Below are 22,546 nucleotides of genomic sequence, written 5' to 3'. Positions count from 1 at the left end.
CGATGCCTTCACCCCCGAGGAATGCGCCAACTACCTCAAAAATTCAGGCTATCGAACTTAATGCCATCACGCTTTAGGCAACCCGCCGCCGATCCGGGCACCCACGCCCGTCGCTCTCTCGCACAAATCTTCCTGCGCTCAGCGTCAAGAAGACAAGCCGCCGATCTGCCTATGATCGGCGAAACGCTTGTTCGAAAGGAAGACGCATGGTGCAGAATCTTCGCGTGGCCGTCGATGTCGGCGGCACCTTTACCGACATCTGCATCATGGATGAGACGACCGGCCTCATCCGGATCGAGAAGACATCGTCCACGCGCGATCCGATCGAAGGGATCATGGGCGGCGTCTCGAAGGCGGGAATCGATCTGTCCAAGGTCGCCTTGTTCTCGCACGGCACCACGGTCGCCACCAACGCGCTGATCACTCGCCGCCTGCCCCGCACGGCCGTGGTGACGACCAAGGGCTTTCGCGACGTCATCGAGATCCGACGCGCCAACAAGGAAGATCTCTGGGACACCTACAAGGACGTCGTCAAACCCTATGTTCCGCGGCGCGACCGCCTGACCGTACCCGAACGGGTCGATGCCAGCGGCAAGGTGATCGAACCGCTCGACGTCGAGGCCGCGCGCAATGTCGCAAGCATCCTCAAGCGCAGGGGCGTCGCCGCGATCGCAGTGTGCTTCATGAACGCCTATCTCAACGGCGCCAACGAGCGCGCCATGCGCGACATCCTGCTCGCGGAGATGCCCGACATCCCGGTCTCGATCTCCTCACAGGTGCTTCCTGAAATCTTCGAGCACGAGCGATTTTCGACGACAGTTGCCAATGCCGTCGTCAGTCCGGTCGTCGTGAACTATACGAGCCGGCTCGGCGATCGCCTCGCCCACGACGGCTACTCCCGCGATCTCCTGCTGCTTCATACCGGTGGCGGCGTGATGACACCGGCCAGCGTGAAGGACTTTGCGGCACGCCTCGCCGGCTCCGGCATTGCCGCCGGTGCCATCGCCAGCCGCTACATTGCAGGGCTCTGCGGTTTCCCCCATTCGATCGGCCTCGACATGGGCGGCACCTCGACCGACGTGTCGCTGGCCTATGAGGGGCAGTCACGTATCACCAAGGACTGGCATATCGAGTTCGGCTATCCGATTCGCTTTGCCTCGATCGAGGTGCTCACCATCGGTGCCGGCGGCGGATCGCTGGCCTGGACCGATCCGGCGGGCTCCTTACGCAACGGCCCGCAATCCGCCGGCGCCTATCCCGGACCGGCCTGCTACGGCAACGGCAACACCCAGCCGACCAACACGGATGCCAACGTCACGCTGGGCCGCCTCGGCACCAACCTCGCCGGCGGCAAGGTGAAGCTCGACCCCGCACTGGCCGAACGGGCAGTCGAAGACAGCGTTGCAAAGCCATTCGGCCTCGGTCTGCACGAGGCAGCGGACGCGATCGTCAAGGTGGCTAACGCCAACATGTCGGATGCGGTGCGGTTGATCTCGATCAGCCGCGGCTACGATCCACGCGACTTCGCGCTTGTGGCCTTCGGCGGCGCCGGCGCCCTGCACGGCGTCGACGTCGCGCGCGAGCTCGCGATCCCCGTCGTGATCGTGCCGCCCAATCCCGGCGTGACATCGGCGCTCGGCTGCCTGCTGGTCGACATGCAGCACGATTTTTCGCAGAGCTGCATGGTCGACGCGGCCGACGCCGACGCGGCTGACATCGAGGCGCAGTTCGCGGAGCTGGAGAAGGACGCTCTCGCGCGACTCAGCCATGAGGGCGTTGCTCAGAAGGACATCGTTCTGCAGCGCTCGATCGACATGATGTATCGCGGCCAGTGGCGCTCGCTCGCCGTCAACGCACCGCACCCGATCGGTGCAATTTCCGATCTCGTGCAGAGCTTCCATGCCGAGCATCAGCGCGAATACAATTTCCGCCGTGACAGCGCACCGGTCAGCTTCTTCCGCCTCAATCTGAAGGCGGTCGGCATCGTTCCCAAGGCCGAATTTGCCGTTCACGAACCGACCGGTGTGATCCCTGAGCCGATCGGCCGCCGCAGGGTCTGGTTCGACGGCAACGGGCTCGACACGCCCATCTACGAGCGCGACGACCTGCCCTGCGGCTTTTCCTTCCAAGGCCCTGCGATCATCGAGCAGGTCGATGCGACCACCGTCGTGCCGCCCGGCGCCAGCGCCGAGGTCGACAAGTATCTCAACATCATCATCCGCGTGAAGGAGTGAACCATGGCCGGAGATCTCCCGCTCGACCCCGTGACCTTCGAGGTTCTCAAAAACTCCTTCATCACCAGCGTCGACCAGATGGGCGAGCAGGTGCTGCGGACATGCTACTCCTTCGTCATCTACAACCGCGACTTCTCGAGCGCGCTGCACGACGCCAAAGGTGAATGTGCAGCCCAGGGTAATCAGGACATCGCCGTCCACGTCGGCACGTTGCACTTCACCTGCCAGGACGTCATGCGCCATTTCGATGGCGACATGCATGAGAGCGACGTCTTCGCCATCAACGACCCCTATGCCGGGGGCACGCACTTTTCCGACGTCCGCTTGATCCGCCCGATCTTCGCCGACGGCAAGATCATCGCCTTCAGCCAGTCCAACGGACACTGGTCGGACGTCGGCGGCAGCGTGCCCGGCTCGTTCGACGTCTCCGCGCGCGAAATGTTCCGCGAGGGTCTGCGCATCACGCCGATCCGCCTGTTCGACAGGAATGGTCTCAAGAAGGACGTCGCACATCTCATCGCCTCCAACACGCGCGACCCCGCCTCGATCATCGGCGACATCCAGGCCCAGGCGGAGGCAACGGCGGTCTGCGGGCGCGAGATCCTGCGTCTCGTCAATAAATATGGGCGCGATACCGTCGAAACCGGGCTTGCCGCCGTGCAGGACTATGTCGAGCGCTCGGCGCGCCAGCGGATCGCGGCGCTACCCGACGGTGAGTGGGAGACCGTCGACTTCATCGACCGAGATCCGGCCGGCGGCGAAGGCATGATCCCGATCCGCATCAAGATGACAATCAAGGGCGATCGGGTCATCTACGACTTCACCGGCAGCCATCCGACGATCGGCTCGATCTACAACTCGGCGTTCGGCTCGACATTCTCCGCCGTTGCCGCCGGCATGAAGACGTTCTTCCCGGACCTGCCGTTAAACTCCGGCTTCTACCGCTGCTTCGAGATCATTGCGCCCGAGGGCTCGATCGTCGATGCCAAATGGCCGATCGCAGTCACCGGCTTCCTTATGCCTTTCGAGAAGATCATGAACTCGATCTACGAGATGTGGTCGAAGCTGATGCCGGAGCGGGCCCTCGCCTGCGCCTTTAATCTCGAATATCTGCTCACCGGTGGCCTCGATGCGCGCAGCTCAGACAAGCCGATCTTCATGTTCTACGACTGGCTCCCGGGTGGCTGGGGCGGCCGCAACGGCAAGGACGGTAGCAATGTCACCACGGCCTGCTTCGGCACCGGGCTGATGTCGCAACCGGTCGAGGGCCAGGAGCGAGCCAATCCGATCCTCACCACCGAGTGCGAGATCCTGAAAGACTCCCCCGGCCCCGGCAAATGGCGCGGCGGCGCCGGCGTGGTGAAGACGTCACGCATGCTCCAGGCCGAAAAGACCGTCATATCCTACATCTGCGATCGCGAGCGCGCCGTGGTCTGGGGCATCGAGGGCGGCCTGCCCTCCATGCCGCACGGCCTGACCTTGAAGCGCGCGGGCAGCAAGGCCGAGGAACGGCTCGGCTCGATCTTCTCTGACGTCCCGATCGGCGAAGGCGATATTTTCTCCCGGCCGACCGCCGGCGGCGGCGGATTCGGCGATCCGCTCGAACGCGATCCGCACCTCGTGATCGAGGACATCAAGGACGACTACGTCTCGGTCGAACGCGCGGCCAAGGATTATGGCGTCGTCGTGCACACGATCGATGCAGAGCTTTGCAGCTACGAGATCGACAAGGTCGCGACCGACGCTCTGCGCGCAAAGATCCGGGCCGAACGCGTCGCCAATGTCCGGCTGGACCCGGAAGTCGTGGCGGAGCGCTATCGCAGCGGCGCGATCAATGCATTCGACGTGATCCGCAAGCACGCGGTGATCCTCGACTGGGGCACTGGAGCGCTGCTTCCCGAATCGACACGCCAGTTCCGCGACGTATTCGAACGACGCTCGGTCGCGATGTGGACCTGATCACCATCGGTAACCGCGCCGCCCACGGGCGGCGTGGCGCGTGAATAAACGAGGATCCCGAAGTCGTCGGTCCTTACCTTTCATTCAAACCCCGAGGATTGCACTATGACGAGCACAACATGCCTTTCTCCCAACCGGTTTCGGCCGATCCGTTCCGCACTCGGCCTGGCTGCTCTCGCACTTGCCGCCTCTGCGATGACACCGGCTGCGGCGGACACGCCCTGGTTCCCGATGAAGATTTACGACGCCTCATCCGGAACGCCCACGCCTGCGGAGTACACGCCGCTGCCGAAAGCAGAGAAGCCCTACAAACTCTGCGTGCTCTTTCCCCACATGAAGGACAGTTTTTGGGTCGCCGTCGCCTACGGCATCGTGAAGCAAGCGGAGGCGATGAACGTCAACATGAACCTCTACGAAGCTGGTGGTTACGAGAACCTACCCAAACAGCTCTCGCAATTCGATGACTGCCTGGCGAGCGGTCCCGATGCGATCATCGTAGGCGCCATCTCCGGCGCCGGACTGAGCAAGAAGTTCGAAGAGGCCAAGGCCAAGGGCGTTCCGGTCGTTGGCGTCACCAATCCGCTGCCGCCTAACGCCCTGCCCGCTGCCAACTATGTCGACTTCGTCGCTATGGGTGAGGTCACCGGCGAAGGCCTGCTGGCTCAGACCAAGCCTGGCGACAAGCTCAATATCGTGACGTTCCCCGGACCGGCCGGCTCGGGCTGGGCCGAGTCGTTCAACGAAGGCTTCAAGAAGGCCATCGCCAAGAACTCGAACGCGAAGATTCTGGCCGAGAAATTCGGCGACTCCGGCGTCGCGGTGCAGCTCCAGCTCATCCAGGACGCGCTGCAGGCCTATCCCGGCATGAACGTGATCTGGGGCACCGCGCCAACGGCCGAAGCTGCGATCGGCGCCGTCGCCGAGGCCGGTCGAAGCGACCTGAAGATCGTCTCGTCCTATGAAAACCAAGCCATGCTCGACGCGCTGAACCGCGGCGACATCCTCGCCTTCGCAACCCAATATCCAGTCGGCGAAGGCGCAATCGCGATCGACCAGGCGGTGCGTCTGATCGAGAAGAAGCCGGTGATGAGCCTCGTTCAACCGGCGGCGGCGGTGATCGACAAGACGACCGTGCCGAAACTGCAGATGGATCTCGTGCTGGCGCCGGCGAAGTGGACCCCGGTCTACTCGGTCAAAGCCAAGTAAGTCTGCGCATCACTGAGGCGGGAGATGTGTCTCCCGCCTCTCATCCCAGCGCCTGCGGAGCAGCAGATGGATGTCGACATCGACCCGAAGCCGGCCAAGCCTCTGCTTCAATTGCGAGGCATCTCGAAGCATTTCACGGGCGTCCGTGCGCTCGACCGGGTCGATCTCGATGTCCGTGCGGGCGAGCTGCACGTCCTGTTCGGCGAGAACGGCGCCGGCAAATCGACCCTGATCAACGTGGTGTCGGGGACGTTTCCGCCCGATGAAGGCACCTTCCATTTCGAGGGTGAAGAGATCCGTCATCTTACGCCGCAACGGGCGCGCGCGATCGGCATCAGCCCAGTGTTTCAGGAGTTTTCGCTCGTTCCAAGTCTCACCGTGGAAGAAAACCTGTTTCTGGGCCGGGAGATCACGAACGGCAGCGTCCTGCGTGCCCGCGAGATGCGCAAGCGTGCCGGGGCGCTCATCGACGAGCTTGGGTTCGACCTCGATCCCTCGCGACGGGTCGATGACCTCTCCCGCGCGCATCAGCAGATGGCCGAGATCGCCAAGGCACTGCTCGGCAAGGTACGCCTGTTGATCCTCGATGAGCCGACCGCGTCCCTCACCGAGCGCGAGACCGGACGCCTGTTCGAACTGATAGCCCGGCTGAAAAGCCAGAACGTCGGGCTGATCTATGTCTCGCACCGCATGCGCGAGATCCGCGCCCTGGCCGACTGCGTCACCGTGCTCCGCGACGGCCGCCACATCCGCACCCTCGATGCTGCGACATCGACTGACGGAGAGCTCGTGGAGCTGATGACCGGCCGGAAGATCGATCTGCTGTTCCCGACCATCGCGCACAAGCCGGACAAGGTGATGGTCGACGTCGAAAACCTCAGCCTTGCCGACGGCAGTGTCCGCGATGTGAACCTCTATGCCCGAGCCGGCGAGATCACTGGCATCGCCGGTCTTGTCGGCTGCGGCAAGTCGGAGCTGATCCGCGCCATCTACGGCATCGAGCCGGCGACATCCGGCGTGATCCGGATCGATGGCTCACCCTATGACTCCGCTGCCCCACGGCGCAGCCTGAAGCGCGGCATCGCCTATTTCCCCGCCAACCGCATCGCCGAAGGGCTCGCGCTGTCCCGGCCGATACGCGAGAACGCCTCGATGACGGTGCTCGACCTGCCCGCCTTCGCCCGGTTCGGCGTGCTGCGGCAGGCCGCGGAGCGCGCCAGCATCGGCGGCATCATGGCGCAGTTGCAGCTCAGGCCACCCAATATCGAGCGCGCCGCCGGCGCGTTGTCCGGTGGCAACCGCCAGAAGGTGATGCTCGGCCGCGCGCTAACGCGCGAGCTCACCGTGTTCCTGTTCGACGAGCCGAGCGTCGGCATCGACGTCGGCGCCAAGCTCGAGGTCTACGAATTCATGAAGCGCCTGGTTGAGGCCGGCGCCGCGGTGATCGTGGTCTCGTCGGAATTGCCGGAGGTGCTGGCGCTCTCGAACCGGCTCTATGTAATGCATCACGGCCGCATCGCCGCGGAATTGACGGGTGAGGCGAAAAACGAGCAGAACGTGCTTTCGAGCTTCTTCCGCGATCTTCTCACCGCGGAGGTAGCATGAGCACGGCGCTCGCCACCGCGGGGCCGAGGAGTTCGATCGGCCTCAGATCGATCGTCGGCCGGATTGGTTTTCTGCCGACACTTATGGTGCTGCTCGTGGTCGGCATGTCAGCGGTCGATCCCCAGTTCTACGGCATCATCAACATTCTCAATATCCTGCGTAACGGCGCCCTGCTGGCCATCATTGCCTGCGGCCAGGCGCTCGTGATCATCGCAGGCGGCTTCGATCTGTCCGTCGGCGCCGTCGTCGCACTCGCGAGTGTCGTGACCGCCAAGACAATGGCGACCACCGCTGCCGCGTTTCCCGAGAGCACAGCCCTCATCATTGCAAGCGGCGTTGCAGCCGGGCTCGGCTGCGGGCTCGTGGTCGGGCTCATCAACGGATTCTGCGTGGCAAAACTGAAGGTCTCCGGCTTCGTGGTGACCCTGGGCACGATGTCGGCAACTGCCGGCGTTGGCCTCATGATTACGAATGGAATCCCCGTTTACGGCATGCCCGACATCTTCGTGAAGGGCTTTGGGCGCGCGCAGGCGTTTGGCCTACCGACCGCCGTGCATGTCGCGCTGATCGTGATCCTCGCGATGGTGTTCGCGCAGCGGCGCACGCTGTTCGGCCGTTACGTCTACGCGATCGGCGGAAACGTGGACGCGGCCATGGTATCGGGCGTGTCGATCCAGCGCCACATCGTGGGCACTTACGTTGTCTCGAGCGTGCTTGCGGCGCTGACCGGTATCCTGCTCACCGCGCAGGTCGGCTCCGGCCAGGCAAGCTTTGGCGGCGATCGGATGATGCTGCAATCGATTGCCGCCGCTGTGATCGGCGGCGTGAGCCTCCGCGGCGGTATCGGCCGGGTCGAGATCGTCGCCGTCAGCGCGCTGTTTCTGACGATTCTCGGCAACGCGCTTAACCTCCTGCACGTCGACTCGCGCCTTCAGCCGGTCTTTCTCGGCGTCGTCATGGTGGCAGCCGTGGCGCTTGACGAACTCAGCCGACGGAGGAAGGCCCGTGTCTGACCTCGAATTGTCCGTCATGGCCAAGGACACAGATCGCGCCAAGCCGCAGTCGGGGCGGTGGCTCTGGAATATGGTGATGCCGGCTGCGCTGGTGGCGCTGTTGCTCGGCTTCGCCGCGTTCGACCATGGCGTGCTCTCGCCAGCCAACCTGCTCAATATTGCGCAGCAGACCAGCTACCTGGCTCTGTTCGCGATGGCTCAGACGGTGGTCATCCTGACGCGCGGCTTCGACCTCGCGCTGGGCCCGACGGTGTCGATGGTGAGCGTCGGCACCGCGGTCGCAATGGCCGGTGCCACGGCGACAGGTCACGACACCAGCGTGGTGCTATTCGCTGGACTCGGCGCCGGATTCGGCCTCGGCATCGCCTGCGGTCTCTTCAATGGCATGGTCATCGCGCTGCTCGGCGTCAATCCCTTCGTCGCGACGCTCGGCAGCTACAACATCGCGATCGGGATCGCGACCACGCTCTCCTCCGGTCGGCCCGTGCAAGGCGTGCCAAAGCTATTCTCGCAAATTTTCTATGGCGGCAGCATCTTCGGCGTGCCAGCGGCCATCGTCATCACCATCGCCATCGGAATCGCGCTCCACCTGGTCCTGTCGTGCACCGTGTTCGGGCGATCGCTCTATATCATCGGCACCAATCCGCGCGCGGCCGCAGTGGCCGGCCTGCCGGTGAAGCGCATCCTGGTTACGACTTATGTGCTGTGCTCGGCCCTTGCCGCGCTCGGCGCCATCATGATGACGGCGCGGACCGGATCGGGCGAGCCGAACCTCGGCGGTGCGCTATCGCTGCAAGCGATCGCCGGCGCCGTGGTCGGCGGAACGAGCCTGGCAGGCGGACGCGGCGGGGTTGGGACCGCTGTAGTCGGCGCGTTGTTCATCACAATCCTATCCAACGGCATGAACCTCACCCGCATTGACGGATATGTCCAGATGGTCGTGCTGGGCGCGATCGTCATCATCGGCGTGCTGCTGGATCGCCTGAGACAGGAGCGTAGCCAATGATCACCGGCTCTTCCGTGCAAAGCGCCCCGGCCGAGGCGCACAATGCGGCGTCGTCAATCTATGTCGCGCCTTCGCTTGCTAGTGCGCTCGATGCGCTGAATGAATACGGCGCGGCCGGCGCGGCCTTTGCTGGCGGCACGTGGATTATGAGATCACCGATCCGGCACGAACCGTTGCGAGCACACTACGTCGTGATAGGCCGGATCGCCGAACTCGGAGGGATCAAGATCGGGACCGATGCGGTCGAGATTGGAGCCGCGGTGACGCACACGGCACTCGCGGCCGCTTTGGCCGACCTCCCCGAATTCGATGTCCTTGCGGCCGCTGCCGCTCGCTCCGCGAACCCGGCGATCCGCGCGATGGCGACGATCGGCGGCAATCTTGCAACGCCAGACTTCGCCGCAGCCGATTGCGTACCGGCGTTGCTCTGCCTCGATGCCGAGATCGAGGTCGCAGGCCGGGACGGTCGCGAACGCACGAAGCTGGAGCATTTTCTCAAGATCCGATCGACATTGGCCCCCGGCCGACTCGTCACACAAATCGTCGTGCCCCGCAGCGAGCGCAAGACTGCTCATGCCCGCCTTCCCTTGCGCAAAGCCGGTGATTATCCGGTCGCAATCGTCAGCCTCGCGGCCAGCGTCGATGCCGCGGGTCGGGTGCAGGCTGCGCGGATAGCGGTGGGTTCGGTCGAAGCGGTTGCGCGGCGATGGGAGCGGCTCGAGGCTGCCCTGATTGGACGTCCGCTCGATGCCGAGGGGGCAGCGCGGACCGCGGCTGAACTGGCAGACGAATTCATCGGCCGCGACGGCGTTGACGCGCCGGCCTGGTATCGCGTCAGCGTGTTGCCGGGCCTTGTTCGTCGCGCGGCGGCTTCCGCGCTTGGCGCCTAAACCACTGGGGATGCACATGGCTATCAGCCTGACCGTCAACGGCGACCGGCTCGCCTCGACCGCCAATCCTGCCACCCCGCTCGTCGATATCCTACGCGAAGAACTTCATCTGACCGGCGCAAAGCCGGTCTGTCGCGAGGGCTTTTGCGGCGCCTGCATGGTACTCATCGACGGCAAGCCCACTCCATCCTGCCTGACGCCGGCGGCGCTCGCCTATGGCCGCGAGATCCACACGATCGAAGGCCTTGCATCTCACGGCCAGTTGAACCGCATCCAGGCTGCGCTCGAGGTCAGCGATGCCGTTCAGTGCGGCATGTGCTTTCCCGGCATGGTGGTCAGCCTGACGCATCTCTTGACGACCAGACCCGACGCCACGCGCGAGGATATTCGTGCGGCGCTGACCGGTAACATCTGCCGCTGCACCGGCTACGAACGCATTATTGATGCGACGCTGCTCGCACTGACCAAGTAATGATCGGGAGACTCTGACATGTCCGATGTTTCCGCGACCATGGACTTCCGCCGACGCGATGCTGCCGACAAGCTGCGCGGGCGCACCCGCTATACCGTCGATCGCTACCTGCCGGGCATGCTGCACGCCGCGGTGCTCCGGGCCAGCATGCCTTCGGGACGGATCGTCCGTCTCGACACCTCCAGAGCCGCCCACATGCCCGGCGTGCGTGCGATCGTGACGGCCGCAGACGCACCCGGCATGATGGGAATCGGTGTCGCCGATCATCCGCTCTTCGCGCGCGACGTCATCCGCTATGATGGCGAACCGCTGGCTGCGGTTGCAGCCATCACATTGGCGCAGGCGCAAGCGGCGCTCGCGGCGATCGAGGTGGAGATCGAGCCCCTGCCCGCTGCGCTCACGATGGCGGACGCGCTGGCGCCCGACGCGCCGCTGGTCCATTCCAACTGGCGCGACTATGAGGTCCTGTTTGAAGGCGGTGCGCGTGAAGGCAACGTCGCCTGGGAGGCAACCGTCGTCCGTGGCAATGTCGATGCCGCCTTTGCCCGGCCCGACGTCGAGATCGTCGAAAGCTCGTTCCGGGTCGGTCGCCAGAACCACGTCGCATTCGAGCCGCGCGCGGTGGTCACGAGCTACGAGGACGGGCGGTTTCACATCGAGACATCGACGCAGGTCCCGTGGGGCATCCGCAACGCCACCGCGCGCCTTCTGGGCGTGCCGGCATCGCAGGTCCGCGTCACGGTGCCTCCTGTCGGCGGAGGCTTCGGCCTCAAGTTCGATCTCGCGATCGAACCCGTTGCCGCCCTCCTCGCCCGCGCCAGCGGCCGGCCGGTTCGGCTCGTCAATTCGCGCGAAGAGGAAATGCTCACCTGCCTGTTTCGCGAAAATGCTGATATCCGGATTCGATCGGCGGTAACGCGCGAAGGAGAGATCGTCGGCCGCGAGGCGGTTGTGCTGATGGACTGCGGCGCCTATGGCGGCGAGCAGATTTTCCTGACAACCATGACAGCACATACGCTCGGCGGAAACTACCGGCTCGGCGCGGTGCGGCTGGTTTCGCGCGCGGTCTACACCAACACCGCACCGAATGGTGCCTTCCGTTGCTGCAACGGCGTCTACAATACCTTCGCGTTGGAGCGGCATACCGACGAGATCGCCGCCAGGATCGGCATGGATCCGCTGCTCTTTCGTCGCCGCAACGTGCTCGGCGACAAGGACATCGGCGCCACCGGCCAGGTGTTCGAAGCCGACGTGCTCGGCGCGATGCTCGACCGGATGGACACACTGCGCGATGCCATTGCGCCACCGCCCAGGCGCATCGACGGCCGCCTCTACGGGCGTGCGACCACCGTCGGCACCTGGTTCGTCTTCGTCGGCCCGTCAGCAGCGACCGTGAATATGAATGCCGATGGCACGGCGACACTCGTCACTTCAGGCGTCGAGATCGGATCCGGCTCGATGATGCAAAGCCTGCCGCAGATCGTCGCGAGCACACTCGGCATTGCGCCAGAGAGCGTCATCGTGCGTGCCGCCGATACGGACGCCGCCGGTTACGATGTCGGCGTCGGCGGCGGCCGCACCACAGTCTCGCTCGGCGCAGCGAGCCTGTCGGCGGCACAGGAGGTGCGCACAAAGCTATTGAAGGTCGCCTCCGACATGATGGAGGCCGCGCCCGAAGACCTTGTGATGCGCGAGGGGCGGATCGAGATCGCCGGCGCGCCCGGCTCGGGCCGCACCGTGACCGAGGTTGCGATGCGAGCCCAGGCGCTGTGCGGCCCGGTCTCCGGCACAGGTGCTTTCACCGGCGCCGGCGTGCCGGCGATGCCCGGATGCGTCGCCGGTCATTTCATCGACGCGATCGACATCCCCGTCTTCGCTGTCCACGATTGCGAGGTCGCTGTCGATCCGGAAACCGGGCATGTCGATATCCTTAACTATCGTGTGGTTCAGGACGTCGGCCGCGCACTTAATCCGCGCGCGATCCACGGCCAGATCCAAGGCGGTGTCGTACAGGGACTGGGCTATGCCCTGCACGAAGAAGTAACCATCGGCAGTAACGGTCGAGTCTGCCAAAGGGGCTTCGAAACCTATCGCGTGCCGCTGGCGCTCGATGTCGTGCCGGTCGAGATCAGTCTGTACGAGGGCGCGCCGTCGATGGGACCGCTCGGGACCAAAGGTGCTGGCGAGGTGCCAATTCTCAACGTCGGAGCGGCCGTCGCATGCGCCGTTGCAAACGCCACAGGAAAGCGTGTCCAAGAGCTTCCCTTGACGCCGCCGCGCGTCCTCGAGCTTCTGCTCGATCGGAAGTGCGACCTGACTCTTCCCCACATTGCCGCGACATGGTCGGACAATCTGGTGCGCCCTCACAAGACTCCCCGGGGTAACGCATAGGAATCGATCATAGCAACAGGCTCGCGGTCCGTGCGCGCCTCGCGGCGGCCTGCCCGACGCCGCGATCACTCATCCAGAGCGTCGAGAAACTCTTCGACCTTTCTCAACGCCCCCTCGTGATCCTTGCTTGCGTAGACAACCCGATCCCCGTCGCGTTGCAGCGATCGCGCCCTGGACTTCCGGAGTCGTCCCGGCAGGAAAGTCGCGGCTACCGCCTCCGGTCCCACGTCCAGTCTTACGATACCCCGTCGCCTGCAGTCGATCCTGAGCTTTGCAGCGGCAAAGAAATCGCGGGCTGCCGATGGCAGTTTGCCGAAGCGACGTAGGGTTTCCTCCTTCAGATCTTCCAGTTCGTCCTCACTTCGGCACCTTGCGGCACGAGCGTAGATTTCCAGACGGACCGCCTCCGACTGTATGTAGCCCGGCGGCAACATGTCGACGACGGGAAGATTTAGGTCAGGCACCCACAGATCGGCAGCCCTGTCATCTGCTTTCTCCGAGGCTAATTTGAGAAGGTGGCTGTAGAGCACCGGTCCGAACACCTGCAAATGGCCCGACTGCCGCTCCGAAAGCAGATCCCCCGCTCCTCTCAGGTCGAGATCGCGAGCGCTGATTGCAAAGCCCGCTCCGGGTCTGCTGAACTCCTCGAGAACAGCCAGTCGCTTCTCGGATCGCTCCGCGACTGTATCGGTCAGCAAATGCGCAAACGCGCGTATCCCGCTGCGCCCAACCCTTCCTCTGAGCTGATGGAGTTGCGCCAGACCGAACCTTTCGGGCCAGCAGACCACGATCGTGTTGGCCCGCGGGATATCGAGACCGCTTTCGACGATGTTGGTCGCCAACAAAACGTCCGCAGCGCCCTCGACGAAGCTCATCATCCGGTCGTCCATTTGGTCGGCGGATAGCTTGCCATGAAGGCAGACTATGCGGAGATCCGGAGCCATCGAATGTACCCGCGCCAGCATCGGATCCAGATCCTGGATACGCGGACAAATCAAGAAGCTTTGTCCATGGCGCCTCTGTTCGCGCAACAGCGCCGCGACAATTGCAGCGTCGGAAAGCGGAGCGATCTTCGTGACGACCGGAAGTCGATGAACGGGCGGAGAGGCGATAACGCTGAGATCTCTGAAGCCTGCCAAGCCTGCCGCGAGCGTCCGTGGTATTGGCGTGGCGCTCATCCAAAGGGTATGGATGCCCTTGGTCAGCGCTGAAAGCTTCGCCTTTTCCGCTGCGCCAAAATGCTGTTCCTCATCGATAATAACCAAGCCAAGCTCGGCGAACTTCACGTCCTTCGAGGTGAGAGCTTGCGTTCCGACAACGATTTTCAGTCTTCCGCTCTTGAGATCTTCCTTCGCTGCCCTTGCCTCGGACGTCGAGGCACCTCGCGACAGGCTTCCGACCTCGATACCGAACGGAGCGAAACGCTTGCGGAAGGTCGCGACATGCTGTCTTGCCAAGACGGTCGTCGGTACAGCCACCGCCACTTGCTTCCCGGACAGCACGACTGCAGCCGCCGCACGCAAAGCCACCTCGGTCTTGCCGAATCCGACGTCACCGCAAATCACTCGATCCATAGGGTGACCTGAGGCAAGATCATCCAGCACGTCCCGGATGGCCTTGGACTGATCTACCGTCGTAAAATAGGGAAAACGCGCAACAAACCTCTCGTAAATCGAACCCGGCGGCACGAGTTTCGCGGCCCGCCGGCGACGTCGCTGGCTGATGTGCTTCGCAAGCTGCTTGCCGGCAAGCTGAAGCTCGCGCTCCGCCTCGGTGCGCCGCGCCCACCATGTGCTTCCGTCGGCTTTGTCCAGAGTCAACTCCCCGAGTTCCGACGCGTAGGGCCAGATCAGGGACAGGTCGGCTGGCGGAACGAGAGCGGCATCATCTCCTGCAAATGCGAGCCTGATCATCTCACGCGACGATACACCCCCAGTTGCTACCGTCTGCAACCCCTCGAGCAAAGCCAGTCCTCGCTGCAGATGAACCACGACTGAGCCCACCTCCGGCACATCAGCATGGTCGAAGGCAGCATTCCACGCTCTGGCCATGGGTTGTGGATGATGGGCCCGGCTGCCAAGCACGTCGGCTGCCGTCACGACGACAAGAGGTTTCCGGCCAGATTCGACAAATCCAGTATCGAAGTCGGCCAATAGCGCCGCTGCGCGATTGGATCCGACCGCAGCCTCGCTCCAGCCAGAAAAGCGCTCGGCTTTGACCCCGCTCATCCGCTCCATGATGCGCAGGTCTTCTCCCAGCGCTGCAACAAACATGAGCCGCGAACCAGCGCGTCGCGTTTCGTCGACGAATGTTCGCAGCGCTTTCCTTGGCGAGGCCAGCTTCGAAAAGTCCGGCGTGGAAGTGAAGGGTGCCTTTGGGGGCAGCACATGCATACGCCTGGTCGCCGGCTTCCAGTCGCGCCTCCCAAGGTATTCGCGCTCCCGGTCCGCGCGACAGGCCGCCTCCTCGATCGTGCTCAACCAGCCGTCGGCGTGCGCTGGAACCTTAGCATCCGCAATCCACCTGGCTCGCCCGCAATAATCGAACAGATTGGAGCGTTTGCTGCGCTTACTCCCGTATGTAAGGCGCTCCGACATGGGATCGATGATGAGCTCTTTCGCGTCGAATAGAACCTCTTGCTCTGCCGGATTGAACGCCGAAATCCGACGTATGACATGGCCGGAATGCTCCACCCGAAATGGACCAAGTGCCCCGGCGGGAAAGATCTCGAATGTCTTCCCGTGAAACAGCGCGCCGCCTGGGTAGTCCGCCTCGTCATCGAGATCGTAGCCGAGTGCCTCAAGCCGCGACTTAAGGTGCTGTTCGGAAAAAGCGGCACCCACTTTCAGACGCTCAATCAGGCGGGACCAACTCGCCGGCATCGGCAGGCGCTCCATCACGGCCTCCGCCGTGGACACCAGCAGGATCGGCTTCTCGGGCTTCGCAAGGCGCCTTAAGACCGAACTGCGTCTGCCTGCGATCTCATGCGACGGCTCCAACTGGTCGAACGGCAACGTATTCTGCCGCGGAAAAACAAGCGCGTCGCACGAGGGATCGAGTGCATGAATAATGGCACCCAGCCGCTCGGCCCTGTTCTCGTTCTCGGCGAGAAAGACAAGACCATTGCGCGCGGATTTCCTCCATTGCGCCAGCAGATGGAGCGCCAACATGCCGAGCGGGGACGAAGAAGAGATCGCAGTCCGCGGCGCAGGATTTTTTTGCTTCTTTGCGCGGTCCGCAACACGCGTTTTACTGGAACGACCCACTTTGATCCCGTCGTTGATTCGCAGTCAGCTTAGGCTAATGGCCACGAATTTTCGATCGATGCCATCTCTTGCAGAGGTTCCCTCAGCTTTGTCCGACCTTACGAACCGAATCCTGCATGACGATCTTTGGAGGACTCGTTCAGAAGGCCAGCAAGCCGGAGCCCCTCCAAAATGCCGTCCAGGCGCTGCTCCCGGATCAACGCAGCAAGCATTGAAACGGCGCCTCTCTGATTGACGGTGAAGTGAACGGCAGGCGATCGATCAGAAAGGAGATCCAAGAGAGTCGGCGCATCCGCTAGGTGATGGCGCAACGTGGAAACCGTGTCCTCTGCAAGGTAGCCAGCCAGATCTCCACTCGATGGCGGATCAAAATCGAAATCGGCTTTCGCGCGTTCATTGATCGATTGTCGTATCAGCCCACTTTGTCGCTTTGCCGCCATCGAGAGCATAAACACCGCATCGGCGAGCTTCTCCCGCGGCACGTTTCTCAATTGAGCGATGCCCGCCTGGATGTCCTTGCCGGAACGATCGTCCCGGTCGGTTGGTTGCAGCACAGGCTGCGCATCACGCGCGCGCGAGCTTTTCTTCCGCCTTCGAAACATTGTCGTGCTCTCCGGCGACGATATATCCCGGAGAAACAGTCAAATGGAAGCACGAAATTGCACACCACCAAATTCGTGGCACCAAAAGCGCGGGTTTACATGCAAGTGTCGGCACGTTTGAGTGAGCGCAGCTCACCCCGGGCCTTGCAGCAGCCTGGCGCGCACATCGGCCTTCAACACCTTGCCAACCTTGGAACGTGGCAGGTCGCTCCAGACCTCGATCTGCTTCGGCGTCTTGACGCTGCCGATGCGAGCCTTGACGAAGGCGGTAACGGCGGCAGCATCGACGCTTTGGCCAGGTCTCGGCTGAACTACCGCAACCACGCGCTCGCCCCACTTGGAATCGGGTAGACCTACGACGGCACAGTCCTGGATACTCTCGATCGCCCGCAGCGCGTTTTCGACCTCGACGGAATAGACGTTGAAGCCGCCGGTGATTATCATGTCCTTGGCGCGATCGACAATATAGAGGAAGTTGTCGGCATCGAGGTAGCCGACGTCGCCAGTGTGATGCCAGCCATGGAGCGAGGCTTCCGCGGTGGCCTCGGGGTTCTTGTAGTACCGCCCATCACCAGCGAACCCCGCACCACGATCTCGCCGCGTTGCCCGCTCGGCAGGAGATTGCCGTCGCCATCCATGATGCCGACCTGGACGAGCGGGCTCACACGGCCCGCGGACGACAGCCGCTCGGTGGCGATCGAACCGTCGGCCTTGAAATGCTCATCCGGCGCCATGGTCGAGATCATCATCGGTGCTTCGGTCTGCCCGAACAGCTGCGCCATCGGCCCGATGCGCTGCAGCGCTTCCGCCAGCCGTGAGGCCGAGATCGGCGCCGCGCCGTACCAGAAGCACTGCAGCGAGCCAAGTTCCGCGCTGTCGAGCTGCGGATGATCGAGCAGCATGTATATCACCGTCGGCGGCAAAAACGTGTGCGTGACGCGATGGCTCTCGATCAGGGCGAGGAATTCGCCAATATCGGGGTGATGCATGATGACGATCCGCCCGCCGAGCGCCATCACGGGAAAGCACAACACACCCGCGGCATGCGTCAACGGCGCCAGGGCGAGGTAGGTCGGACGCCCCTTGAACGGATAGCTCATCAATGTGAGCGCCGTCATCGTCTCGATGTTCCGCCCCGACAACATCACTCCCTTGGGCTTGCCGGTGGTGCCGCCGGTGCCCGGCAACATGACGAGGTCGTCGACCGGGGCGCGCTGAAAATATCCGGCGTCATCGGACAGCCAGGCCTCGAACGATTGGGCGAACGGCAATACAGCGTCGAGGCACACTATCACCCGCAGCTTCGGCAGATTGGGGCGGATCTTCTCCACCATCCCGGCGAAACTGGAATGAAACAACAGTAGGCTGCAGTCGAAGTCGTCGAGGATGAGCTTGTTCTCCGCCGCCTCGTTGCGCGGATTGACTGGACACCAGACCGCGCCCGCGCGCGAAATGCCGAACACGCACGCAAACGCGACCGGATCGTTGCCCGACAGGATCGCGACCTTGTCGCCGGCGGCGATACCGGCGCGCACAAGGCCGCGGGCGATCCGGTAACTCAACCGCTGCACGTCTGCGTAGCTCAGGTCGCGACCGTCCATGGTCAGGCATGGCGCGTCCGCGCCCAGCGAGGCACCCTTGTCGAGATAGTCGATCAGCCGCATGGCCGCCTCCGCGCGAACGAGAGGCCGGCGCGGACAAGGCCGCGCCGGCCGGACCATCAATTATGGATAGTCAGGATCGGGTTCATCACCAGGCCGAAGCTACGCAGCTGGCCGAGCAATTCGCGATGTCCGAACGCCTGGCAACCCGACGCGAAGCCGACCTTTTTCGGCGGAGTCTGCAGCAGTGAGAACGCCGCATAGGCCTGCAACATTCCGGTCTGCTTGTAGTTGCAGTTGCCGTGGATAACACAGTGTGCGCGGCCAAGCGGGCCAGAGGCGTACACGGAGTCGATTGAGGTGTTGATGCGTGGATTCTCTCGGGGCGGCATGGCCGCCTGAATGGTCGCGGCGATGTCTGCGAGAGCCCTCTCCTGCTGATCGGGCGGCAGCGGTTTGATTTTCTCTTTGACCATTTGGGTGGTCTGAACCACCCCCTCCATGACGGGGCGCGCGAGCACGCCGCCGAGCACGCGGCAGTTCGAGACGCGCGGATCGTTCTTGAACCAAACGGGATGCGCGGTACCGCCCCACGGCACCGCAATGGCGGTTTCGTGCTGACCCGGCACCACGACGTCGGCCCGAGCGGTGACATCCCATTCGACAAACTTGTTTTGTTCGAGATAGTACCAGTTCGCCTTCAGGATCGTGAAGATCGTCTGGGTTGAGGCGTAGGTCGGGAGGCCCTTCCAGAACACGAGGATGTCCAGCGTGTCGAGGCCGGGGTGTTCGAGACAGATGTTGGCGGCGATTTCGCCGGTCGTATACATCTGCGCGATGTTCGGTGCGAGCAGCAGGTTTCTTGCCGCGAATTTATCGCCCCAGGTCTCCTGACACTTCAGTACCCAGTCCTGTTCGCCGGTCGTGTCGCTGTAGTGGCAGCCTGCATTGAGGCAGGCCTCGACGACTTCATTGCCGTATTTGATGAACGGGCCGACCATGTTGCTCACCACCTTCGCGCCCCTGAACAGCTTGGTCAGCGCTTCGACGTTGTGCTCGACGCCGACGACTTCGTAGTCGGCGGTCTCGATGCCGGGGATCTTCTCGACCACTGCCTTGACCTTTGCGGCATCGCGGCCGGCGGCGATGAAGGGAATGTTGTATTCCCGCAGATATTCGCAGACCAGCCGGCCGGTGTAGCCGGACACGCCATAGACGACGACGGGGCGCTTCTCACTCATGTTGAATCCTCCAGATGATTTTGAGTTTTGATTTGGATCGCAGTTCAGCCGGCCGCGACCTGGCCAAGCATCTTCGTACCGAAGGGCGATTGCGCCTCCCCGGCGACGTCGGTCAGGACGAAGCGAGCGGCACTACATGCCCATGCCGCCGTCGACCGGCAGCCCGGCTCCCGTGATGAAGCGGGCCTCGTTGGAGCAGAGGAACACAGCCGCGTCAGCGATATCGCCGACCTCCGCGAGCCGGCCGAGCGGGGTCTGCTCGACGACTGACGCGACGGCGGCATTGGGATCCGGCGCGAGCCCGACCTTCACGATGTCGCCGGCGAGCTTCATGCCCATGTCGGTCGCCACCAGGCCCGGATAGAGGCAGTTGACTCTGACGCCGTAGCCAAGCTTGCCGGCCTCCATGGCCGCGACCCGCGTCATGCGATCGACTGCAGACTTGGTCCCCGAGTACCCGGCGATGGCCGGAAACGCGATGGTGGCTGCGACGGAGGCAATGTTGACGATCGCGCCGCCTGCCCCGGCTGCGCCGCCGGGACGCATCGCGCGGAACGCGTGCTTCATACCGAGCCCGACCCCGACGATGTTCACGTCGCACATGCGGCGCAGATCTTCGGCCCGTACATCGATGACAAGCGACGTGATCTCGATCCCGGCATTGTTGATGAGGATGTCGTAGCCGCCGAGCGCGGAAACGGTCGTTGCCACCGCCCTTTCCCATTGCTGATCGTCGGTGACGTCGAGCTTCACAAATCCAGTCTTCGCACCCGATTTCGCGATCGTCCCAGCAGTGTCCTTGCCGACATCCTCGAGGATATCGGCGATCATGATGGCCGCGCCCGCATTTGCCAGGCCTTGTGCAATCGCCGCGCCGATCCCCCGCGCGCCTCCGGTCACCAGGGCCTTTTTGCCAGCAAGTGTCTTCCCACTCATGACGTCTCCTCCGTTGCTTATTTTGATTCAGGGCGGCGATCGCGGGCTTTCTCGGTGCGACGCTCTCACGCGCGTCGGCTCGCGGGCAGTAGCAGACGATCAACGAGACGGGCTTCCGCTCGATTATCCTCCACCAAGTCGCTTTTTGCTTTTCTTGACGATCGTCAAAAATAATTTTTACAAGTGTGCAGTTATTCCTTTACACTTGTCAAGGCGTGGCTTGACGATTGTCAAAATTCTTGATGCAGGTAAACTGACCATGTTGGACGGAGGCGAGTCATCTTCGCCTCCCCGACTGCAGAGCAGGACGAGGACCGGACGTCGATGGCGCAGCAGGTGGCGAGTGCAAGGAAGCGCGTTTTGGACGCGACCGAGGCGCTCAAGGAGGAGAAGTTCAATGCGCGCCGGCTCGAACTCGCCGAAGCCGCGCTCGAGACGCTGGGCGAACTCGGCTACGCACGTACCTCCTTGCGTGAAATCGCGCAGAATTCAGCGTTTACGCATGGGGTCTTTCATTACTACTTCCGTGACAAGACCGATCTGATCTGCTGCTGCGTCAGCCACTACAAGGCCAAGTGCGTGACCCGCTACGATCAGGTCACCGCCAGTGCGCAAACTCGCGAGGAGCTCATGGAGGGCTTCCTTGCCAAGCTCGCCGAAACCCTCCGCAAGGAGGCGCGCATGCACCGCCTCTGGTACGATCTACGTGCCCAGGCTCTATTCGAGGACGCCTTCCGCAAGGACGTCGTCGAAATCGACAAGAGCCTCGAAAACATGATCTGGCGGATCGCCTCGCGGTATGCGGAACTCGGCGGCAAGCGTCCAGCGGTCTCTGCCGGTGTGCTCTATGCGCTGTTCGACGGGCTGTTTCAGAATGCCCTGCTAAAGTATCTGTCGAACGACGACAGCGCTGTTCCCGAATTGCTGGAAGAGGTTCGGCGACTACTTCCAACCATTTGCTGAACGGCTCGCGTTGTTCGAGAGCTCGCCAAGAATGGTCAGAAGATCAGGTACGGCCAAACGGCTCGCGGCCGCATCGTTGTGAAAGGGCAGCGGGCTAGGCTCTCTGGCCCGCTGCCGTCACGCACGAACTACTTGGCGATGCAGGTATCGACGGTCTTGGCTGTGCAGACGTCGAGGCCGGTATAGGTCGGATCTTTAGGCGGAGCCTTGCCTTCCTTGACGTCCTTCAGCGCGAACATGGTCTTGTACCCCATCTCGAACGGACGCTGTCCGACCTGGCCGAGCGACAGGCCCTCCTTCATCTGGTCGATCTGAACCGGCAGCGTGTCAGCGACCACCAAAGCCAAGTCCTTGTTGGCGATCTTGGCCTTGAAGGGCGCGACCGCGGCGCGGTTAGCGTCCGGCACGAATTGCGGGAAGCCGCCCGTCGGCGTGAACGCGTCCAGGCTCGGGTTCTTTGCCATGGTGTCCTGGAATTGCTGCACGGACAGCGGGAAATCGTCGTTGGTATAGAGCGGACACCCGTCGATCTCCTTCCAGCCATTCTGTCCGGTCAATCGTTCTCCGGGCGATTGGGCAGACTCCTTGCCGGCCAGCGTGTCACGGATGCCCTTCATGCGCTCGTTGTGATTGGCTGCTGCCGCGCCGCCGGACTGGATGCAGATCGTGCCGCCTTTCGGCTTGATGGTCTGCACGATCTTGGCGATGTTGACGCCGATCTCATAGTTATGGGTGCCGATATAGGCAAGGCGCAGGTCCTTGTTCTCGGGTAGCAGATCCGAGTCCCATGTCAGCACAGGAATGCCAGCACTCTTGGCGGCCTGCAGCGCAACCGCCATCGCAGCCGCGTTGGACGGGGACACGGCAATGCCGTCCACCTTCTTTGCGACGAGGTCCTGCACGATCTGCACCTGCTCCTCGCCGCCGCCATGCTCGCCGGGGCCGATATACATGCATTGGAAGGCACCCTTGGACTCGGTTTCCGCCTTCTTGCAGCCGTCCCGCGCCTGATCGAAGAACGGATTGTTCATGTTCTTGGGAACGAGCGCAAAGGTAAACTTCTGCTGCGCGTAGGCCTGTCCTCCCATGAGCGCAGAAAACGCCACGGCGGCCATCAATAGATGTTTATGCACGTTTCTCCTCCCTCTTTGTTGATTCCAA

Annotated in this window: 17 protein-coding genes; 10 read left to right on the top strand and 7 right to left on the bottom strand. The window is 63.0% G+C overall.

Features of this window, described 5'->3' with window-relative positions; all coding sequences use genetic code 11:
- Positions 1 to 209 precede the first annotated feature (209 nt).
- From SO140_RS21585 to SO140_RS21545, 9 genes are all read left to right on the top strand, one after another.
- Positions 210 to 2,234 (top strand): hydantoinase/oxoprolinase family protein, encoded by a 2,025-nt coding sequence (locus SO140_RS21585; protein WP_449379988.1) that lies wholly within the window; start codon positions 210 to 212, stop codon positions 2,232 to 2,234.
- 3 nt (positions 2,235 to 2,237) lie between these two features.
- Positions 2,238 to 4,193, top strand: a complete 1,956-nt coding sequence (locus tag SO140_RS21580) for a hydantoinase B/oxoprolinase family protein (RefSeq protein ID WP_449379913.1) — start codon at positions 2,238 to 2,240, stop codon at positions 4,191 to 4,193.
- 105 nt (positions 4,194 to 4,298) lie between these two features.
- Positions 4,299 to 5,399, top strand: coding sequence for a TMAO reductase system periplasmic protein TorT (gene torT, locus SO140_RS21575; protein ID WP_449379912.1), 1,101 nt, complete (start codon positions 4,299 to 4,301; stop codon positions 5,397 to 5,399).
- Between the two features lie 66 nt (positions 5,400 to 5,465).
- Positions 5,466 to 7,004: a sugar ABC transporter ATP-binding protein gene (locus SO140_RS21570; RefSeq protein ID WP_449379911.1), complete on the top strand. Its 1,539-nt coding sequence runs from the start codon at positions 5,466 to 5,468 to the stop codon at positions 7,002 to 7,004.
- On the top strand, positions 7,001 to 8,017 hold the full coding sequence (locus SO140_RS21565; RefSeq protein ID WP_449379910.1) for an ABC transporter permease: 1,017 nt from the start codon (positions 7,001 to 7,003) through the stop codon (positions 8,015 to 8,017). Before SO140_RS21570 ends, SO140_RS21565 begins: the two co-directional genes overlap by 4 nt.
- The gene (locus tag SO140_RS21560; RefSeq protein ID WP_449379909.1) at positions 8,010 to 9,023 is read left to right on the top strand and encodes an ABC transporter permease; all 1,014 of its coding nucleotides are present in this window, start codon (positions 8,010 to 8,012) and stop codon (positions 9,021 to 9,023) included. The genes SO140_RS21565 and SO140_RS21560 overlap by 8 nt, the downstream gene beginning before the upstream one ends.
- Positions 9,020 to 9,913 (top strand): FAD binding domain-containing protein, encoded by an 894-nt coding sequence (locus tag SO140_RS21555; RefSeq protein WP_449379908.1) that lies wholly within the window; start codon positions 9,020 to 9,022, stop codon positions 9,911 to 9,913. The genes SO140_RS21560 and SO140_RS21555 overlap by 4 nt, the downstream gene beginning before the upstream one ends.
- Before the next feature lie 16 nt (positions 9,914 to 9,929).
- Positions 9,930 to 10,385: a (2Fe-2S)-binding protein gene (locus tag SO140_RS21550; protein WP_449379907.1), complete on the top strand. Its 456-nt coding sequence runs from the start codon at positions 9,930 to 9,932 to the stop codon at positions 10,383 to 10,385.
- A gap of 18 nt (positions 10,386 to 10,403) precedes the next feature.
- Positions 10,404 to 12,776 (top strand): xanthine dehydrogenase family protein molybdopterin-binding subunit, encoded by a 2,373-nt coding sequence (locus tag SO140_RS21545; protein ID WP_449379906.1) that lies wholly within the window; start codon positions 10,404 to 10,406, stop codon positions 12,774 to 12,776.
- A gap of 65 nt (positions 12,777 to 12,841) precedes the next feature.
- Here the strand turns inward: SO140_RS21545 and SO140_RS21540 are convergent, their stop codons facing one another.
- From SO140_RS21540 to SO140_RS21515, 6 genes are all read right to left on the bottom strand, one after another.
- Entirely contained in the window at positions 12,842 to 15,946 is a 3,105-nt protein-coding gene (locus SO140_RS21540; protein WP_449379987.1) for a DEAD/DEAH box helicase, read from the bottom strand.
- Positions 15,947 to 16,140: 194 nt separating this feature from the next.
- The gene (locus SO140_RS21535) at positions 16,141 to 16,644 is read right to left on the bottom strand and encodes a hypothetical protein (protein WP_449379905.1); all 504 of its coding nucleotides are present in this window, start codon (positions 16,642 to 16,644) and stop codon (positions 16,141 to 16,143) included.
- Positions 16,645 to 16,776: 132 nt separating this feature from the next.
- Positions 16,777 to 17,088, bottom strand: a complete 312-nt coding sequence (locus SO140_RS21530; RefSeq protein WP_498543082.1) for an AMP-binding enzyme — start codon at positions 17,086 to 17,088, stop codon at positions 16,777 to 16,779.
- Complete coding sequence (locus SO140_RS21525; protein ID WP_498543081.1) at positions 17,085 to 18,308, bottom strand: AMP-binding protein; 1,224 nt, start codon at positions 18,306 to 18,308, stop codon at positions 17,085 to 17,087. Before SO140_RS21525 ends, SO140_RS21530 begins: the two co-directional genes overlap by 4 nt.
- A 56-nt stretch (positions 18,309 to 18,364) precedes the next feature.
- On the bottom strand, positions 18,365 to 19,486 hold the full coding sequence (locus tag SO140_RS21520) for a DUF5938 domain-containing protein (protein ID WP_449379903.1): 1,122 nt from the start codon (positions 19,484 to 19,486) through the stop codon (positions 18,365 to 18,367).
- Positions 19,487 to 19,618: 132 nt separating this feature from the next.
- Entirely contained in the window at positions 19,619 to 20,422 is an 804-nt protein-coding gene (locus SO140_RS21515; RefSeq protein ID WP_449379902.1) for an SDR family NAD(P)-dependent oxidoreductase, read from the bottom strand.
- A gap of 324 nt (positions 20,423 to 20,746) precedes the next feature.
- On the opposite strand from SO140_RS21515, the gene SO140_RS21510 reads away from it, so the two are divergent.
- Positions 20,747 to 21,385: a TetR/AcrR family transcriptional regulator gene (locus tag SO140_RS21510; RefSeq protein ID WP_449379901.1), complete on the top strand. Its 639-nt coding sequence runs from the start codon at positions 20,747 to 20,749 to the stop codon at positions 21,383 to 21,385.
- Positions 21,386 to 21,513: 128 nt separating this feature from the next.
- Here the strand turns inward: SO140_RS21510 and SO140_RS21505 are convergent, their stop codons facing one another.
- The gene (locus tag SO140_RS21505) at positions 21,514 to 22,518 is read right to left on the bottom strand and encodes a substrate-binding domain-containing protein (RefSeq protein WP_449379900.1); all 1,005 of its coding nucleotides are present in this window, start codon (positions 22,516 to 22,518) and stop codon (positions 21,514 to 21,516) included.
- Positions 22,519 to 22,546: the final 28 nt, after the last annotated feature.

It is taken from the genome of Bradyrhizobium sp. UFLA05-108, assembly GCF_059803455.1.
This window is presented reverse-complemented; position numbering and strand designations above follow the sequence as displayed.

What these genes read in the sequence shown, in the direction of transcription:
- SO140_RS21580 (WP_449379913.1), top strand. Translation starts at nt 2,238, where the DNA reads ATGGCCGGAGATCTCCCGCTCGACCCCGTGACCTTCGAGGTTCTCAAA.
- torT (WP_449379912.1), top strand. Translation starts at nt 4,299, where the DNA reads ATGACGAGCACAACATGCCTTTCTCCCAACCGGTTTCGGCCGATCCGT.
- SO140_RS21570 (WP_449379911.1), top strand. Translation starts at nt 5,466, where the DNA reads ATGGATGTCGACATCGACCCGAAGCCGGCCAAGCCTCTGCTTCAATTG.
- SO140_RS21565 (WP_449379910.1), top strand. Translation starts at nt 7,001, where the DNA reads ATGAGCACGGCGCTCGCCACCGCGGGGCCGAGGAGTTCGATCGGCCTC.
- SO140_RS21555 (WP_449379908.1), top strand. Translation starts at nt 9,020, where the DNA reads ATGATCACCGGCTCTTCCGTGCAAAGCGCCCCGGCCGAGGCGCACAAT.
- SO140_RS21550 (WP_449379907.1), top strand. Translation starts at nt 9,930, where the DNA reads ATGGCTATCAGCCTGACCGTCAACGGCGACCGGCTCGCCTCGACCGCC.
- SO140_RS21545 (WP_449379906.1), top strand. Translation starts at nt 10,404, where the DNA reads ATGTCCGATGTTTCCGCGACCATGGACTTCCGCCGACGCGATGCTGCC.
- SO140_RS21540 (WP_449379987.1), bottom strand. Translation starts at nt 15,946, where the DNA reads ATGTTGGCGCTCCATCTGCTGGCGCAATGGAGGAAATCCGCGCGCAAT.
- SO140_RS21535 (WP_449379905.1), bottom strand. Translation starts at nt 16,644, where the DNA reads ATGTTTCGAAGGCGGAAGAAAAGCTCGCGCGCGCGTGATGCGCAGCCT.
- SO140_RS21530 (WP_498543082.1), bottom strand. Translation starts at nt 17,088, where the DNA reads ATGATAATCACCGGCGGCTTCAACGTCTATTCCGTCGAGGTCGAAAAC.
- SO140_RS21525 (WP_498543081.1), bottom strand. Translation starts at nt 18,308, where the DNA reads ATGCGGCTGATCGACTATCTCGACAAGGGTGCCTCGCTGGGCGCGGAC.
- SO140_RS21520 (WP_449379903.1), bottom strand. Translation starts at nt 19,486, where the DNA reads ATGAGTGAGAAGCGCCCCGTCGTCGTCTATGGCGTGTCCGGCTACACC.
- SO140_RS21515 (WP_449379902.1), bottom strand. Translation starts at nt 20,422, where the DNA reads ATGAGTGGGAAGACACTTGCTGGCAAAAAGGCCCTGGTGACCGGAGGC.
- SO140_RS21510 (WP_449379901.1), top strand. Translation starts at nt 20,747, where the DNA reads ATGGCGCAGCAGGTGGCGAGTGCAAGGAAGCGCGTTTTGGACGCGACC.